16 protein-coding genes are annotated in these 16,135 nt (G+C 69.8%); 9 read left to right on the forward strand and 7 right to left on the reverse strand.

Going from position 1 to position 16,135, the window contains the following annotated elements; translation table 11 throughout:
* Window positions 1-38: 38 nt before the first annotated feature.
* The gene (locus tag QWI33_RS07015) at window positions 39-1,196 is read right to left on the reverse strand and encodes a cysteine desulfurase family protein (RefSeq protein ID WP_289956262.1); all 1,158 of its coding nucleotides are present in this window, start codon (window positions 1,194-1,196) and stop codon (window positions 39-41) included.
* Between the two features lie 295 nt (window positions 1,197-1,491).
* Here QWI33_RS07015 and QWI33_RS07020 point away from each other — a divergent pair, with 295 nt between their 5' ends.
* The gene (locus QWI33_RS07020; protein WP_289956264.1) at window positions 1,492-2,403 is read left to right on the forward strand and encodes a hypothetical protein; all 912 of its coding nucleotides are present in this window, start codon (window positions 1,492-1,494) and stop codon (window positions 2,401-2,403) included.
* A gap of 77 nt (window positions 2,404-2,480) precedes the next feature.
* Here the strand turns inward: QWI33_RS07020 and QWI33_RS07025 are convergent, their stop codons facing one another.
* From QWI33_RS07025 to QWI33_RS07035, 3 genes are all read right to left on the reverse strand, one after another.
* Entirely contained in the window at window positions 2,481-3,095 is a 615-nt protein-coding gene (locus QWI33_RS07025) for a biotin transporter BioY (RefSeq protein WP_289956265.1), read from the reverse strand.
* Window positions 3,096-3,298: 203 nt separating this feature from the next.
* Window positions 3,299-4,228, reverse strand: coding sequence for an electron transfer flavoprotein subunit alpha/FixB family protein (locus tag QWI33_RS07030; protein ID WP_289956267.1), 930 nt, complete (start codon window positions 4,226-4,228; stop codon window positions 3,299-3,301).
* Between the two features lie 9 nt (window positions 4,229-4,237).
* Window positions 4,238-5,008, reverse strand: coding sequence for an electron transfer flavoprotein subunit beta/FixA family protein (locus QWI33_RS07035; RefSeq protein WP_289956269.1), 771 nt, complete (start codon window positions 5,006-5,008; stop codon window positions 4,238-4,240).
* Window positions 5,009-5,157: 149 nt separating this feature from the next.
* Between QWI33_RS07035 and QWI33_RS07040 the strand changes: the two genes are divergently transcribed.
* The gene (locus QWI33_RS07040; RefSeq protein ID WP_289956272.1) at window positions 5,158-5,475 is read left to right on the forward strand and encodes a PLD nuclease N-terminal domain-containing protein; all 318 of its coding nucleotides are present in this window, start codon (window positions 5,158-5,160) and stop codon (window positions 5,473-5,475) included.
* Window positions 5,476-5,487: 12 nt separating this feature from the next.
* Here the strand turns inward: QWI33_RS07040 and clpX are convergent, their stop codons facing one another.
* The 3 genes from clpX to QWI33_RS07055 all read right to left on the reverse strand — a co-directional run bounded on the left by clpX (window position 5,488) and on the right by QWI33_RS07055 (window position 8,455).
* Entirely contained in the window at window positions 5,488-6,789 is a 1,302-nt protein-coding gene (gene clpX / locus QWI33_RS07045) for an ATP-dependent Clp protease ATP-binding subunit ClpX (protein WP_289956273.1), read from the reverse strand.
* Window positions 6,790-7,118: 329 nt separating this feature from the next.
* The gene (locus tag QWI33_RS07050) at window positions 7,119-7,781 is read right to left on the reverse strand and encodes an ATP-dependent Clp protease proteolytic subunit (protein ID WP_281846903.1); all 663 of its coding nucleotides are present in this window, start codon (window positions 7,779-7,781) and stop codon (window positions 7,119-7,121) included.
* A gap of 20 nt (window positions 7,782-7,801) precedes the next feature.
* On the reverse strand, window positions 7,802-8,455 hold the full coding sequence (locus QWI33_RS07055; RefSeq protein WP_289956281.1) for an ATP-dependent Clp protease proteolytic subunit: 654 nt from the start codon (window positions 8,453-8,455) through the stop codon (window positions 7,802-7,804).
* Between the two features lie 521 nt (window positions 8,456-8,976).
* On the opposite strand from QWI33_RS07055, the gene QWI33_RS07060 reads away from it, so the two are divergent.
* The 7 genes from QWI33_RS07060 to QWI33_RS07090 all read left to right on the forward strand — a co-directional run bounded on the left by QWI33_RS07060 (window position 8,977) and on the right by QWI33_RS07090 (window position 16,127).
* Entirely contained in the window at window positions 8,977-10,242 is a 1,266-nt protein-coding gene (locus QWI33_RS07060) for an ABC transporter substrate-binding protein (RefSeq protein WP_289956283.1), read from the forward strand.
* Window positions 10,243-10,245: 3 nt separating this feature from the next.
* Window positions 10,246-11,175, forward strand: coding sequence for a carbohydrate ABC transporter permease (locus QWI33_RS07065; protein WP_289956284.1), 930 nt, complete (start codon window positions 10,246-10,248; stop codon window positions 11,173-11,175).
* Window positions 11,172-12,044, forward strand: coding sequence for a carbohydrate ABC transporter permease (locus QWI33_RS07070; protein ID WP_289956285.1), 873 nt, complete (start codon window positions 11,172-11,174; stop codon window positions 12,042-12,044). The genes QWI33_RS07065 and QWI33_RS07070 overlap by 4 nt, the downstream gene beginning before the upstream one ends.
* Complete coding sequence (locus QWI33_RS07075; RefSeq protein ID WP_289956287.1) at window positions 12,025-13,731, forward strand: hypothetical protein; 1,707 nt, start codon at window positions 12,025-12,027, stop codon at window positions 13,729-13,731. The genes QWI33_RS07070 and QWI33_RS07075 overlap by 20 nt, the downstream gene beginning before the upstream one ends.
* Window positions 13,732-13,962: 231 nt before the next feature.
* The gene (locus QWI33_RS07080) at window positions 13,963-14,739 is read left to right on the forward strand and encodes an AfsA-related hotdog domain-containing protein (RefSeq protein ID WP_289956288.1); all 777 of its coding nucleotides are present in this window, start codon (window positions 13,963-13,965) and stop codon (window positions 14,737-14,739) included.
* On the forward strand, window positions 14,723-15,433 hold the full coding sequence (locus QWI33_RS07085) for an HAD family hydrolase (RefSeq protein ID WP_289956290.1): 711 nt from the start codon (window positions 14,723-14,725) through the stop codon (window positions 15,431-15,433). Before QWI33_RS07080 ends, QWI33_RS07085 begins: the two co-directional genes overlap by 17 nt.
* A gap of 73 nt (window positions 15,434-15,506) precedes the next feature.
* Window positions 15,507-16,127 (forward strand): hypothetical protein, encoded by a 621-nt coding sequence (locus tag QWI33_RS07090; RefSeq protein ID WP_289956292.1) that lies wholly within the window; start codon window positions 15,507-15,509, stop codon window positions 16,125-16,127.
* The last annotated feature ends 8 nt before the right edge of the window (window positions 16,128-16,135 follow it).

Consider the following 16,135-nt stretch of genomic DNA (forward strand, 5'->3'; position numbering starts at 1 on the left):
TTTCACGCCTTCAACCTTAGGCCGGTGATCCGCGGACGCTAGGAGAGCCCGGCGGTCTTCGCGCGGCGCACGGCCTCGGGCAGGGCCGCCACGAGGGCGTCGACGTCGGCCTTGGTGGTGGGCCAGCCGAGCGTGAACCGCAGGGAGGAGCGGGCGTCGTCGGCGTCGGTGCCCATCGCGAGGAGCACGTGCGAGGGCTGCGCGATGCCGGCCGAGCAGGCCGAGCCTGTGGCGCATTCGACACCGGCGGCGTCCAGGAGCATGAGGAGGGCGTCGCCTTCGCAGCCGGGGAACGAGAAGTGCGCGTTCCCGGGCAGGCGCGCCTCGGGGTCGCCGTTGTAGACCGCCTCGGGGACCGTGGCGCGGATGCGGGCGACGAGGTCGTCCCGCAGCAGGGCGAGCCGCTCGGACTCGACCTCCTGGGTGCGCACGGCGTGGGCGACCGCTTCGGCGAGCGCGGCGATGCCGGGCACGTCGAGGGTGCCGGAGCGGATCTCGCGCTCCTGGCCGCCGCCGTGGAGGAGCGGGACGGCCTTCACGTCGCGGCGCAGGATGAGCGCGCCCGTGCCGGTGGGGCCGCCGAGCTTGTGGCCCGAGAGGGCGAGGCCGGCGGCGCCGGAGGCGGCGAAGTCGACCGGGACGTGGCCGACGGCCTGGATCGCGTCGGTGTGCACGGGGATGCCGTGGGCGGCGGCGAGCGCGGCGATCTCGGCTATGGGCTGGAGGGTGCCGACCTCGTTGTTCGCCCACATGCACGTGAGGACCGTGATCTGGGGGCCGTGCTCGGCGAGGAGTTCGGCGAGGGCGGCGGTGTCGACGCGGCCGAGCTTGTCGACCGGGAGTTCGCTGATGTCGGCGCGCTCGTGGTCGCCGAGCCAGGCGACGGCGTCGGCCACGGCGTGGTGCTCGATCGCGGTGGTGACCACGCGGTTGCGCTCCGGCGTGCGGCGGGACCAGTGGACGCCCTTGACGGCGAGGTTGTCGGCCTCGGTGCCGGAGCCGGTGAAGATGACCTCCCCCGGTTTGGCGCCCAGGGCTTCGGCGATGCGCTCGCGGGCCTCCTCCACCGTGCGGCGGGCGGTGCGCCCGGAGCCGTGCAGGGACGAGGCGTTGCCGAGGGCGCGGGCGGTGCGCACGTAAGCGTCGAGCGCCTGGGGGAGCATCGGCGTGGTCGCGGCGTGATCGAGGTAAGCCATGGCCCCTCCAGTCTACGTTCGATGCGCGGCCCGCAGGCTTCGCCGTGGCTGGCGCGCTCCAGCTCACTCGGGCGGGGCGCGGCGGCGTTCCGGAGCAGGGGTCTGCGCCGTTCCGAGGGGTGGGATTCGAGCACCGACATCTTCCGTGTTAGTCGGCGTAATGCGTCGTGGTGCCCGCGAGATAGAATCTGACGAATCCTCCTACCTTTCCGATCAAAAGGGGTCGCCGCCCCGGGACCGGTGCCGAAGAAGGTCGAGTCTTCGACGCCCGTGTCGAGAGAAAGTGTGTGTGCCGATGACGCCTGAGCTCGCCGAAGCGCTACGTGCCGGGCCGTTCCACACTGCCCTGCGGGTGGCCATCCAGACCAGCGGGCTCGGTCTCGACCGCATCCGCCACCGCCTCGCCATGCGCGGCATCACCGTGTCGACCACGAGCCTGAGCTACTGGCAGTCGGGCCGGTCCCGGCCCGAGCGCGCCGAGTCCCTCGCCGCCGTCACCGCCCTCGAAGACCTCCTCGAGCTCCCCGCCGGGTCCCTGCGGGTGCTCCTGGGCCCCAAGCGGGCCCGCGGCCCGCGCTCGATCCGGGGCCAGCTCCCCCGGCCCGACGCGGTGCTCGGCGGCGACGCGGTCCGCGAACTGTGCGACCAGGTGCCGGCCTCCCGCGAGCACACCCTGGACATCCTCAGCCAGCAGGTGATCGTCCATGTCGACTCCGACTGGCAGGAGTCGGTGTTCGAACTCTCGATGCTGGTGCGCGCGAGGCGCGACGACGTGGACCGCTACATCCTGCTGTACCGCGGCGACGAGGGCTGCGACATCGACGACATCGAGTTCAAGCCGGTGCGCGACTGCTCGGTGCCGAACATCCTGCGCCACCCCGACGCGCCGGTCGCGCTGGCGGAGATCGTGTTCGACACGCCGCTGCCGCGCGGAGCGACGCACCTGTTCGAGATCGTGGTGCAGGGCAACGGCGGCACCTCGAGCGGGCACGGCAACGCGTTCCGGTACCCGGTGGACCAGTACTCGCTGCAGGTGCGGTTCGCGCCGGACGCGATCCCGAAGCGCGTGTACCGCTTCGCGCAGTCGAGCCTGCAGCGGGAGAAGCGCGAGACCGGGGACCTGCAGCTGGGCCCGAACCGGACGGTCGCTCTGGCCGAGCCGGTGCCGCGGCCGGGCGCGCTGGGCATCGGCTGGGAGATCGAATAGGGCTCGACCCGATCGACTTATGGCATGGGAAAGGGCGCCAGCGGCTTTCGGCCGCTGGCGCCCTTCCTTGGTCCGGTCTAGTGCTCCGCGTTGCGGAACTTGTTGACGAGCGCCCAGGTGCCCGGCAGGAGCAGGGCGGCCACGACGAGCTTGACGGCGTCCCCCGCGAGGAACGGGGTCATGCCGGCGGCGACCGCGTCGGCGGCACCCATGTCGAGCGCGAACGCGAGGTAGGGCACGCCGAAGGCGTACATGAGCACGTTGCCGACGACCATGAGCCCCACGGTCTTCGGGATCGTGCGGTCCCCGCCGCGCTTGGCGAGGAAGCCGACCGCCACGGAGGCGGCCAGGAAGCCGATGATGTAGCCGAAGGTCGGCATCGCGAAGCCGGAGGTCCCCTCGGTGAACCACGGGACGCCCGCCGCGCCGGCGGCGAGGTAGAGCGCGAGGGTCAGGCCCGCCCGGAGCGGCCCGTAGGCGGCGCCGAGGAGCAGCACGGTGAACGTGGTGAGCACGAACGGGACCGGGCTGATCTGCGGGATGGTGATCGCGACCTGCGCGGAGGCGCCGACGGCGGCGGCACCGCCGAGCACGAGCACGGCGTCGCGCGCGTAGGCGGCGGCCTTCGTGCGAGCGGGCAGGAGATCAGCGAGAACGCTTGGCGCGGCAATCGCGGCAGCTGGGGCGGCCATGTGCGGATTCCTCCAACATCGTATGTAGGTTCTATATAACGAGAGGCTGCCACGAAGCGTAACGCACGGTTGTTACGACGCCGTGAAGCCCCCGGCGGGCAGCCGGCGGTCCGACCCCCTTGGCGCGCTCGACCGGGCCGCCCGCCGAACACGGACGCGGCCCGACCGCCCCTTCCGGGGCTGCCGGGCCGCATCACGTTCGCCTACTTGCGCTTCTCGATGGCCTCGAGCGCTTGCGGGAGCACCTGGAACAGGTCGCCCACGACGCCGAAGTCGGCCATGCCGAAGATCGGCGCGTCCGCGTCCTTGTTGACCGCGACGATGACCCGCGAGGTCTGCATGCCGGCGCGGTGCTGGATCGCGCCCGAGATGCCGGCCGCGACGTACAGCTGCGGGCTCACCGTCGTACCGGTCTGGCCCACCTGGAACTTGTGCGGGTAGTACCCCGCGTCGGTCGCGGCGCGCGACGCGCCCACCGCGCCGCCCAGCGCGTCGGCCACGCGCTCGATGAGCGCGAAGTCCTCCGCCGAGCCCACACCCCGGCCACCGGAGACCACGACACGGGCCTCGGCCAGGTTCGGCCGGTCCCCCGCGGGCTCGTCGACCCGCTCGGTGACCCGCACGCGCTGGTCCGCTTCGGCCACCGTCGCGGCGACGGCCTCGACGGCGGGAGCGCCCGGGGCGGGGGCGGGCTCGGTCGCGCCGGCCTTCACCGTCGCGAGCGTGAACCCCTTGGTGGCCTTGGACTTCACGACCGTGGCGCCCGCGAAGGCGTCCTGCGTCGCGGTCCCGTCGGCCTCCAGGCCCGAGACGTCGGTCAGCAGGCCGTTCTCCAGCGCCACCGCCACGCGGGCCGCGAGGGCCTTGCCCTCGTCGGTGCTCGGCAGCAGGAAGAAGCCCGGCGCGGCGGAGCGCGCCAGGTCGATGAGGACGGTCGCCTTCGGGTCCACGAAGTAGTCGTCGATGCCGGCGGCGTCGACGCGGTAGACCTTCGCCGCGCCGTATTCGCCCGCCAGCGCCGCCGCGGCGTCGTCGAAGGCGATGGCCGAGACGTCGCCGAGGGTGCGTCCCAGCGTGAGGACCTCGGCGGCGTGCTTGCCCGAGTTCGGTACGTACACAAGGATGTCAGTCATCATCGGCTCCTAGATGAACTTCTCGGCGGCGAGGAACTCGGCGAGCGCGTCGCCGCCCTGGCCGTCGTCGGCGACGATCTGGCCCGCGGTGCGGGCGGGGCGCTCGGCGGCGCTCAGCACCTCGTTGCGCGCGTCGGCGGGCCCGGCCTCGGTGACGCCGAGGTCGGCGAGGGCGAGGGTCTCGACGGGCTTGCGCTTGGCGGCCATGATGCCCTTGAGCGACGGGTAGCGCGGCGTGTTGATGGTGTCCCAGACGGAGACGATCGCCGGGAGGTTCGCGCTGAGCACGTCGTAGCCGTTGGCGCGCTGGTGCTCGACGGTGACGGTGGTGCCGTCGGTGTCGATCTTGCGGGCGCCGGTGAGCGCGGGGGCGCCGGTGCGGGCGGCGAGGAGCTGGGGCATGACGCCCATGTTCGAGTCCGTGGACTCGGCTCCGGCGATCACGAGGTCCCATTCGAGGCGGCCGAGGGCCGCGGCGAGGATCGCGGAGGTGGTGAGCGCGTCGGAGCCGCCGACGGCGTCGTCCTCGATGTGCAGGGCCTTGTCGGCGCCCATCGCGAGGACCTTGCGCACGGTCTCCGTGGCCTGGCCGGGCCCGAGGGTGAGGACGGTGACCTCGCCGCCGTGGGCCTCTTTGAGCTGGAGGGCGGCTTCGACGGCGTACTCGTCGAGCTCTCCCATGACGTTGTTGGCGCCGTTGCGGTCGACCCGCAGCTGGGCGTCCAGCTGTCTCGCGAGTCCCGAGTCCGGGACCTGCTTGACCAGAACCACGATGTTCATCGACAACCTCCGAGGTCGTACTAGAGGACGCTTAATGGCCTTAGTTTTCGTTCAGGCGTCTCGGCCTGAACTATATCTTACGAAGTTACTTACGGGTAACCACCCGAGGCGTTGTTGTCCCCGGCGCGGCGGACAGGCATGATTGGACCATGATCCGCGCGTTCGTGTTCCTGGTCCTCGCTCACCTGGCGCTGGTCATCGCAGCGGTCGCGGACTGCCTCGGCGGTGAACACGCCCCCAGGAAGCTCACGCGCGCCTGGTGGGTGCTCATCATCCTGCTCGTTCCGATCGTCGGCGGCATCCTGTGGTTCACGGTCGGGCGGGCCAGGCCCCCGCGCCCGCAGCCCGGTTCGCCGCGCGGCAATGCCGGTCCGCGGCACCCGAAGGGCCCGGTGGCACCGGACGACGACCCCGACTTCCTGCGGGACATCGACCGCCGCCTGCGCGACGAGAACAAGGAAGACTGAACCGCCGCGTCCTCAGGCCGACTTCTCGCGGCGCGGGCGGATCGCCCGGCGCGGGGTGGCCTTGGTCCGCGGGACCAGCGTGGGGTTCACGTTGCGGCGCACCACGTCGGCGGTGATCTCCACCTTCGCCACCTCGTCGGCGCGCGAGGGGATCTCGAACATGACGGGCTGGAGCACTTCCTCCATGATGGCCCGCAGGCCGCGCGCGCCGGTGCCGCGCAGCATCGCGGACTCCACGATCGGCTCCAGTGCGTCCTCGGCGAACTCGAGCTCGACGCCGTCGAGTTCGAGCAGGCGCTGGTACTGCTTGACCAGCGCGTTCCTCGGCTCGGTGAGGATGCGCAGCAGCGCCTCCTTGTCGAGGTGGTCCACAGTGGTCAGGATGGGGAGGCGCCCGACCATCTCGGGGATGAGCCCGTACTTGAGCAGGTCCTCGGGCATGACCTGGGAGACGATCGCGTCCTCGGCGGATTCCTCGCCGTCGTGCAGGTGGACGGCGAAGCCCACGGTGCGCTTGCCGACGCGGGCCTTGATGATCTCCTCGATCCCGGCGAACGCGCCGCCGCAGATGAAGAGGATGTTCGTGGTGTCGATCTGGATGTGCTCCTGCTGCGGGTGCTTGCGCCCGCCCTGCGGCGGCACGGCCGCGTGGGTGCCTTCCAGGATCTTCAGGAGCGCCTGCTGCACGCCCTCGCCGGAGACGTCACGGGTGATCGACGGGTTGTCGGACTTGCGCCCGGCCTTGTCGATCTCGTCGATGTAGATGATGCCGGTCTCGGCGCGCTTGATGTCGAAGTCGGCGGCCTGGATGAGCTTGAGGAGGATGTTCTCCACGTCGTCGCCCACGTAGCCGGCCTCGGTGAGGGCCGTGGCGTCCGCGATCGCGAAGGGGACGTCGAGCATCCGTGCGAGGGTCTGCGCGAGGTGGGTCTTGCCCGAGCCGGTGGGGCCCACCATGAGGATGTTCGACTTCTGGAGCTCCACGTGGTCGCCGCCGCGGATCGAGCCGAGCTCGTCGAGCTGCACGCGCTTGTAGTGGTTGTAGACCGCGACCGCGAGCGAGCGCTTCGCCGCGTCCTGGCCGATGACCCACTGGTCGAGGAACTCGACGATCTCCTTGGGCTTGGGCAGGTCCTCCCAGGCGACGTCCGCCTCCTCGGCGAACTCCTCTTCGATGATCTCGTTGCACAGGTCGATGCACTCGTCGCAGATGTACACGTTGGCGGGTCCGGCGATGAGCTTGCGGACCTGCCGTTGCGACTTCGAGCAGAACGAGCACTTCAAGATCTCGCTGTCACCCAGGCGAGGTGCCATCGCGGTAACTCCCTCCCTCGGCGAGCCCGTGGGCTCGGGCCGAGCGTGCTTTCTTGCTCCATCGTTGAAAGGTCAACCGGTGACACCGATCCGGCTCCGTTGATTCAGGACGAACCGGTGTCTCGATCCAGTATTTCGCATTTGCCGCCACCGCGCCACCCTTGCGGGCCCCGGGCCCGCCACCCTCGCGGACCCTCGGCCACGGTATCGCGGCCGGGCGACATCGGGGGCGGATCGATCGGAGGTGAGCTTCCGTCGGATGGCGGCGCGGAGGCGACGGGCCGGGCGTGCCGCGGGCCGGACGCCCGGCCCGTCGCTCCTGCGCCGGCTTACGCCGCGACCTCGGCAGGCAGGGCGTTCTTCTTGCGGTAGGTCAGGACGTTGTCGACGATGCCGTACGCGACGGCCTCCTCGGCGGTGAAGATCTTGTCGCGCTCGATGTCGCGGCGGACCTTGTCCACGGGCTGACCGGTGTGGCGGGAGAGGATCTTCTCCAGCTGGTCGCGCATGCGCATGATCTCGCGGGCCTGGATCTCCATGTCGGAGGCCTGGCCGAAGGTGCCCTCGGTGGCCGGCTGGTGGACGATCACGCGGGAGTTCGGCAGCGCGGTGCGCTTGCCGGGGGTCCCGGCCGCGAGCAGCACGGCCGCGGCCGAGGCGGCCTGGCCCATGCACACCGTCGCGATGTCGGGGCGCACGTACTGCATCGTGTCGTAGATGGCCATGAGCGCGGTGAGCGAGCCGCCGGGCGAGTTGATGTACATGGTGATGTCCCGGTCGGGGTCGTTGCCCTCGAGGACGATCAGCTGGCTCATGATGTCGTTCGCGGAGGTGTCGTCGACCGGGGACCCGAGGAAGATGATCCGGTCCTCGAACATCTTGTTGTACGGGTTCATCTCCTTGACCCCGTACGAGGTCTTCTCCGTGAACGACGGGACGATGTATCGGGCCTGCGGACCGAAGCCACCGGCTTGGGCGTGGATGTCCATCATCTGGTTCCCCTATTCCTTACTTAGTTGGCCTCGGCGGGGACGTCGGCCACCCGCTTGACGACGTGGTCGATGAAGCCGTAGTCCTTCGCCTCGGCGGCGGTGAACCAGCGGTCGCGGTCCGAGTCGCGCTCGATCTCCTCGATCGTGCGGCCGGTGTGCTCGGCGACGCGCTCCTGGAACATCTGCTTGGTGTAGAGCATCTGCTCGGCGAGGATCGCGACGTCGGAGGCGGTGCCGCCGATGCCGCCGGAGGGCTGGTGCATCATGATGCGCGCGTGCGGGAGCGCGTAGCGCTTGCCGGCGGTGCCGGCGCACAGCAGCAGCTGGCCCATGGAGGCGGCCATGCCCATGCCGACGGTGGCGACGTCGTTCTTGATGTACTGCATGGTGTCGTAGATGGCCATGCCGTCGTAGACCGAGCCGCCGGGCGAGTTGATGTAGAGCTTGATGTCGCGCTGGTCGTCCTCGGCCTCGAGCAGGAGCAGCTGCGCGCACAGGCGGTTGGCGATCTCGGAGTTGACGTCCGACCCCAGGAACAGGATGTGCTCCTTGAGCAGCCGGTCGAAGACCATGCTGTCGAGGCCGATCGAGGAGGCGTCGCCACCGCCGCGACGAGCCACCGCGCTGACGACGTCCTTCTCCAGCTGCGAGGAGAATGGAATCGAACGGTCCATGTCTTGCACCTTCATTCTGTCTCGGCGATATGCACTCGGCGTTGCGGTTACCAATCCAGACCTTAGCCCGTCGGGGCGACGATCGGACGCGCCTGGGCGCCGTGTTCGCTGCGAGCGGAGCGCGGGCCTCGGCGGAGCTCGCGAGCCGTAAACGAGCATCGCGCACCACCGCCCGTCCCGGAGCGCTGGCCGCCCGCGGCGCCCGTACGGGATGTCCGCCCCCAAGCGGCAGGAAACGCCGCCGGGGCCCGCCGGCGGGCGGCTCCAGCGCCCTCGGGCGCGGATGCGAGGAGCGGGAACGGGGCCGTCGCGGCAGGGCTAGGCTCAAGGAAAAGTTGCAGTTCAATACCACCTAACGCGCGCTACTGTCGCGCGTTAGGAGATATCTGCTATGGTCGGGCAAGCGCATACCCGGGTGACTTGGCACACGTGGAGGCGCACCGGCGAACGCAGGCCCCGCCCGCGCTCGCTCCGAACCCCGACGGGTCCCTCACAGGCCCGCATCCTGAAGAGAGAGCTCAATGAAGAGAAGACTCATCCTCACCGCCGGCACCGCCGGTGCGGCGGCCCTGCCCCTCAGCGCCTGCGGCTTCATCGGCGGCGGCGACGAGACTGATGCGAAGACCGTCAAGTTCTGGCTCTCGGGCGACGCGAACCAAGGCGGCGGCTTCCAGAAGATGGCCGACAAGTACCTCGAGGAGACCGGGGTGACGATCGACATCGACGACATCCCGTACGACGACTTCAACACCCGCCTGCGCAACGCCGCCCAGGCCGACGGCCTGCCCGACTTCGCGCGGGTCACCGCCATCGACCCGATCTGGATGGACCAGCTCGAGGACCTCAGCGGCGTCGCGAGCGAGCACGGCGTCATGGAGAACCTCCTCATCGAGAACGAGGACGGCGAGATCCCGACCTTCCTCACCGACCTCACCGCCGTGGGCCTGTACGTCAACAAGTCCCTGTTCGACGAAGCCGGGGTGTCCTACCCGACGACCGCGGACCAGGTCTGGACCTGGGACGAGTTCGTCTCGGCCGTCAAGGAGGTCAAGGCCGCGACCGGGGCGCGCTACGGGCTCGTCATGGACCCGTCCTCGCACCGCCTGCGCTCCATGATGTACCAGTTCGGCAGCGACGACTTCGAGCTCGGCGAGGACTGCACGTACTCGACCGACGAGGCCGCCACCTCCGCCGCGCTGCAGTTCTTCGCCGACATCAACGACGACGACGTGATGCCCCGCTCGGTGTGGGTCTCCGGCGACGACGCGAACGCGCTCTTCAAGAGCGGCCAGGTCGCGGCCTACTACTCCGGCTCGTGGCAGGTGGCCGACTTCCAGGCCAACATCACCGACTTCGAGTGGGCCTCGGCCCTCATGCCGGCCCAGCCGCGCCGCGCCACCAACCTCGGCGGCGGCTACATCGTCGTCTACAAGGGCGAGAAGTCCAAGGCCGCGCTCGACTTCGTCAACTGGCTCTTCACGGCCGAGAACTACACCGAGATCTGCGAGATCTCCGGCTTCCTGCCGGTCATCCAGGGCCTCGACATCGACTACGGCGCCGCGCAGGCGAGCTTCGACCTCTACAACGAGGAGATCGCCGCCTCCGACCCCATCTCCAGCAAGCAGAGCAACGACCAGCTGGAGATGGTGTACACCGGCCGGAGCACCGGCGGCGACGCCGACCCGCTCAAGGACGAGGCCGTCAAGCTCGCCAACGGCGACCAGGACGTGCCCACCACGATCGCGAACATCATCGCCGGTCTCAACGAGAACATCACCTGCGAGTAACCCTTGACGGCCACCGCCACCCGATCCGAAGCCCCCGCCGGGCCGCGCAAGCGGCCCGGCCGGGGCCGCCGCGCCCAGTACCGGCTCGCGCCGCTCGCGCTCGCCGGCGTCAGCATCGTCCTGTTCCTCGTGTTCTTCGTCTGGCCCGGCGGACTGGGCCTGATCTACTCGTTCACCGACTACTCCGGTATCGGCACGCCCGAGTTCATCGGCACGGACAACTACGAGCAGCTCTTCAGCGACCCGACCTTCTACGACTCGCTCACCCGCACCCTGCTGTTCGCGGTCATCAGCGTCCCGCTCATGTACGTCATGTCGCTCTCGATCGCCGCGCTCGTGGTCTCCAACTACGCCAAGGGCTCCTCGTTCGCGAAGGTCGTGTTCTTCTTCCCGTGGCTCATCTCCCCCATCGTCGCGGGCGTGGTGTGGCGCTGGATGTTCGGCGAGAGCTTCGGGTTCGTCAACTACGTGATCTCCCGGCTCGGCGCCGACCCGCTCGCCTGGCAGACCGACCCCGACCTCGCGCTCATGGTCGTCGTCATCGCCGCGACCTGGGGCGGCACCGCTTTCAACATGCTGATCTTCATCGCGGCGCTCAAGAACGTGCCGCGCGCCTACTACGAGGCCGCGGAGATCGACGGCGCGAACGCCTGGCAGCGCTTCCGCCACATCACGCTGCCGTCCATCGCGCCCACCTCGTTCCTGGTGATCCTCCTGTCCTCGCTCGGGGCCATGAAGGAGTTCGCGATGGTCCAGGCGCTCAACGGCGGCGGTCCCGGCACCTCCAACGTCATGATCATCCAGTACATCTACGAGACCGGCTTCAAGCGCGCCGACATCGGCTACGCCAGCGCCGTCTCCATGATCCTGCTGCTCATCCTGCTCACCATCGCCCTGGTGCAGATGGCCGTCAACCGGAGGCGCTCCGCATGAGCACCACGACCGCACCGCACAAGCCCGTCCGCAAGGCGCGGAAGGCGAAGGAGCTCGGGACCGTCGTCCCCGTGACCACGTTCATGTGGCTGCTGGCGGCGCTGTACGCGTTCCCGCTCGTCTGGTTCCTGCTGAGCGCCTTCAAGCCCGGCTCGGAGCTGTTCCAGTACCCGCTCACGATCCTCCCGGAGAACCCCACGGTCGCGGGGTTCGAGAAGGCCTGGGACCGGTTCGACTTCATGCTGTACTTCTCGAACACGCTCGCCGTGGCGCTCACGACCACCGTGCTGACGGTGTTCGCCAGCGCGATGTGCGGGTACGCGCTCGCGAAGTACCAGGACCGGGTCTGGATCCGGATCTTCTTCGTCTGCCTGCTGGCGACGACGATGCTGCCGACCGAGGTGATCCTCTCGCCCACGTTCCTGGTGATCCGGGACCTCGGCATGTACGACTCGATGGCGGGCCTGGTGGTGCCGTCGATCCTCACGGCCACGGGCGTGTTCATGTTCCGGCAGTTCTTCGTGTCCATTCCGGACGACATCATCGAGGCGGCCCGCATCGACGGGGCGCGCGAGACGGGGATCTTCTTCCGGATCATGCTGCCGATGTCGCGGCCGATCATCATGACGCTGGCGATCTTCTCGTTCCAGTGGCGCTGGAACGACTACATCTGGCCGCTGATCGTGGTGGGCGACGAGCGGAAGTTCACGCTCCAGATCGCGCTGCGGTCCATTGTGGGGGCCGAGAACATCGACTGGCCGCTGCTGCTGGCGGCCTCGGTGATGTCGATCCTGCCGCTGGTGCTCATCTTCATCGTGTTCCAGAAGTACGTCATGAACGAGGACATCAATGCCGGGCTCAAGGACTGACACCGCATTTCTGGCCGCCGTCGCCGCGGCGGCCGACGAGCGGGCCCGGGGCCTGCTCGCGGGGGTCGACGGGCTCCTGGCGGGCGCCCCGCATCATCGCGAGGTGATGTCCGCAGCGAAGGCGCTGGTCGCGTGCGCGGTGCATCCGGGCTCGGCGCTCTTCGCCTCGGCGGAGGCGGCCGGGGCCGCGGCGCGGCTGGTCGACTTCCTGGCCGGGATGCAGGGCGCGAACGGGTTGTTCGACGGCGAGAACCTCGCTTCACCGCCCGACACGGCGTTCACGATCAACGATCTGTGCGACGCCTACGGGCTGCTGCAGGGCGACTCGGTACCGGAGTCGCTGCGGCCCTTGGCCGGGGCGCTGGAGCTGATCGCCGCCGCCGCGGCCGGGCCGCTGCGCCTGGGCGGGGTCCACACGCCGAACCACCGGTGGGAGCTGAGCGCGGCGCTGGCGCGGCTCAACGCGCACTGGCCCGATGCGCGCCTGGTCGCGCGGGTCGACCAGTGGCTGGCCGAGGGCGTCGACATCGCGCCTGACGGCATGTACTCGGAGCGGAGCCCGAACTACTCGCTGTACGTCTCGAACCCGTCGTTGACGGCGATCGGCGTGCTGCTGGACCGGCCGGAGCTGCTGGACGCGGTGTGCCGGAACCTCGAGGCGGTCGCCGCGACGGCGCTGCCCGACGGCACGGTGGAGACCGTGCACTCGCGGCGACAGGACCAGCGGGGCCCGATCGCGTTGGCGCCGTTCCTGATGCAGTTCCGGCGGTACGCGATCGCGCGGGGCCGCGGGGACTTCGCCGCGGTGGCGGCCGACATCTTTGCGCAGGGCCTTGACGGGCGGGGCCTGGAGGGGCCGCTCCCCTACTTGGCGGACGCGCTGGCGGAGGTCCTGCTGGAGCCGGCGCTGGCCGGGGTCTTGCCCGAACCCGAAGCGCCGCAGGCGGTGAGCACCGTGTTTCCGTCTGCGGGGCTGGCGGTGGCGCGGGACGGGGCGTTCGCGGTGACCGTGTTCGGCGGCTCGGACTACGCCGAGCACGGCTGGATCCGCTCGGGACTGTCGTCCAACCCGACGTTCCTGCGGGTGTACTCCGGCGGGGCCGTGCTGGACTCGGTGCGGCTCTCGCGGGACTTCTTCGGCATGGGGCCGTTCAGGGCCGGTGAGTTCGCGCTCGAGGGCGGCGAGTTCGTCCTGCGGGAGCGGGTGGCGGCGGCGTACTACCAGCCGCTGCCTGCGGAGCACCGGCGCGCGGACGGGGATTACGCGCTCATGGACGACGGCCGGTTCTCGGCCTCGATGGACTTCGCGCACCGGCCCCGCGACGCGTTCGCGCTGTCGACCGAGGCGCGGGTGCGCGTCGGCGAGGGCGAGGTGCGCCTGGGCGTCGAGGCGGACCCGGGCGGGGTGCGGCAGGTGCTCGAACTGGCCTTCCGGGAGGGCGGCGAGCTGGAGGGCGTGCGGCCCTTGGCGAACGGGGGCTTCGAGCCGGTCGGCGGTGCGTTCGCGTACCGGCGGGGCGGGGGCCTGATCGCGGTGCATGTGGACGAAACCGGTCCGGCGGGGCTCGGATACCACCCCGGCGAGGACTACACGCACCTGTCGGGAACGGATGCGGCCGAGGGGCTGCGGGTGTACGTGCCGCTGCCGCGCACGGGCCGGTCCACGTTGGTCCTGCGAACCCGGTAAGCGCTGACCACGGCACTTAACCGTGGGGCTACGGGAATGGAAACATTGGCCATATGCAGACGTAATGATTTGTCAATAGTCTAGTCTGTGAAAGTTGTCACACAACCAACTAGATGGTTGCCACGGGGCGGTTACTCCTATAGGTTGAATCCGAACACGCTTCGTGATCACCCAATCCCTTTGCGGAGCAACGGTTCTTCTTGACACCCTCTATCTAAAGAGGTCAATGCCATGTTGACTGACCACTCCACGCTCCTCCTCGTGGGCAATCGATTCTCCGGATTCAGCGCCGCTCACCCGGAAGTCCTCACCGTCAGTGAGTTCATCCGCCACCTCCGCAATGACGCGGGCACCGCTGCATTCGAGCATCTCACCCTCCAACCCGGACAAGGCATCGGACAGTCCCAATGGGACCTGCTGCGGATCGAGATCGCCGAACGCGGCCTCGACCACCGCATCCACCTCATGCCGGCCATCCCGGCCCCGGCCGCGCGACACGAGACCCACAAGCACGTCGAGGCCAACCGCCTCATCAGCCGCCCCCGGCAGACCGGCCCCGGCCGGTACCGCGCGGACCTGCGGGTGCACAACGACAACGAGCTGCTCATCGACCACCAGACCGGCCAGCACGTGCAGGGCATGGTCGCGGTCGAGGCGGCGCGCCAGATGTTCCTCACGGTCACCGAGCGCTTCCTGCTCCCGGACGACCGCAAGCGCTACTTCGTCATCAACTCGATGGGCACCGAGTTCGAGAACTTCCTGTTCCCGCTGGCCGCCGAGATCGACTACCTGATCCTCGAGTCGGACACCGCGAACGCCGACCGGCTCTCGTACACGGTGGAGATCGCCATCGAGCAGGCCGGGCGCCGCTGCACCCGCACCTCGGTGCGGTTCACCGCCTTCGAGAACCGGCTCATCGAGTCCAAAGAGCAGCGCCGGGCCGAGCAGGCCGTCGCCGCGGTCGTGTCGCAGCGCGAAGGGGCCCTCGCCGATGCAGCGGCCCACTGAGCGCACCGTCCCGTTCGACGCCGCGTTCTTCGACGTCGACGAGACGCTCCTGGCGCACAAGAGCATGTTCCGCTTTCTGCGGTTCTACTTGCAGCGCAAGGGTGAGCCGGAACTCCTGTACGAGCGGCTCGCCGCCGAACTGAGCGCGCTCGCCGCCGCGGGCGTGCCCCGCGAGGAGGTCAACCGCGCGTACTACCGGCTCTACGCCGGGGAGTCCGCCGAGTACCTCGCCGCGGTGGGCCGGGCCTGGTTCGACGACGAGCTCGCCGACCCCGGGTTCCTGCTCGAGGCGCCCGTCGCCGAGCACGCCGCCCTGCGCGAGCGGGACGTCCCCACCCACCTCGTCTCCGGATCGTTCTTCGCCTGCCTGGAGCCCGCCGCCGCGCTCCTGGGGGCGTCCGAGACCCACGGCGCGCCGGTGAAGATCCGCAGAGGACAGCTCACCGGCGAGATCGACTACCCGGTCATCGGCGAAGGCAAGGCCGAGACCGTCCGAGCGGTGGCCCGCCTGCGCGGCTACCGGCTCGACCACTGCATCGCGTACGGCGACCACGCCACCGACCTGCCGATGCTCGAGACCACCGGCACCGCCGTCGTCGTCGGTGACGACCCGGTGCTCCGCCGCCGCGCCGAAACGGCCGCCTGGCGCACCCTGCCGCAGACCCCGCGCACCGCCGCGCGACTCCCCGCCTGAGCGGACGCGTTCCCGCCGTCCCGCCGAATCCGGTCCCCCGCACCGAATCCGAAACACCTCTGGAGGCACCGCCATGTCCGCGACCTATCTGCTGACCACCGAACTGCCCGTGCAGGCCGACCTCGCCGACGAGGCCGCCAAGGCCTGGAGCGAACTGCTGGCCGCCGCGGCCGACAAGGACCGCGTCCTCTACCGCTGCTTGGAAGCCGACACCCTGCTCGAACTGCGCGCCCTCACCGGGCTCGACGAGATCGCCGCGGCCGACGCGGACTTCGAGACCCAGTGGCACACGGTCGGCCCGTACGCCGCCGGCGACTTCCGCCGCCAGGCGCTGCGCTTCGTCGAGGCCCCCAAGGAGCCCGGCACCGCGCTCCCGGTGACCCCGTACGTGCAGCTGCGCTACGTCGAGGTCAAGCCCCCGGCGTACGAGGCGTACCGGGCCTGGCGCGAGGCCACCATCTTCGACGTCGTGCGCGGCGCCGAGGAAGTGGAGTCCTTCAGCGCCTACCACACCGTGGTCAGCACCCAGCCCGGCGTGCTCTTCGTCAGCGGCTTCTCCTGCGCCCCCGAGCAGTACCAGCGCCCGTTCACCTCGGACCGGTACCGCGAGATCGTGCAGCAGGCCGGCGACCGGTACATCACCGGCGGGCCCGGCGGGCTCTACACCCGCTGCTACGAGCGCGTCGAAGCCTGAGCGAGGGA

The sequence above is a fragment of the Glycomyces tritici genome (assembly GCF_030403505.1).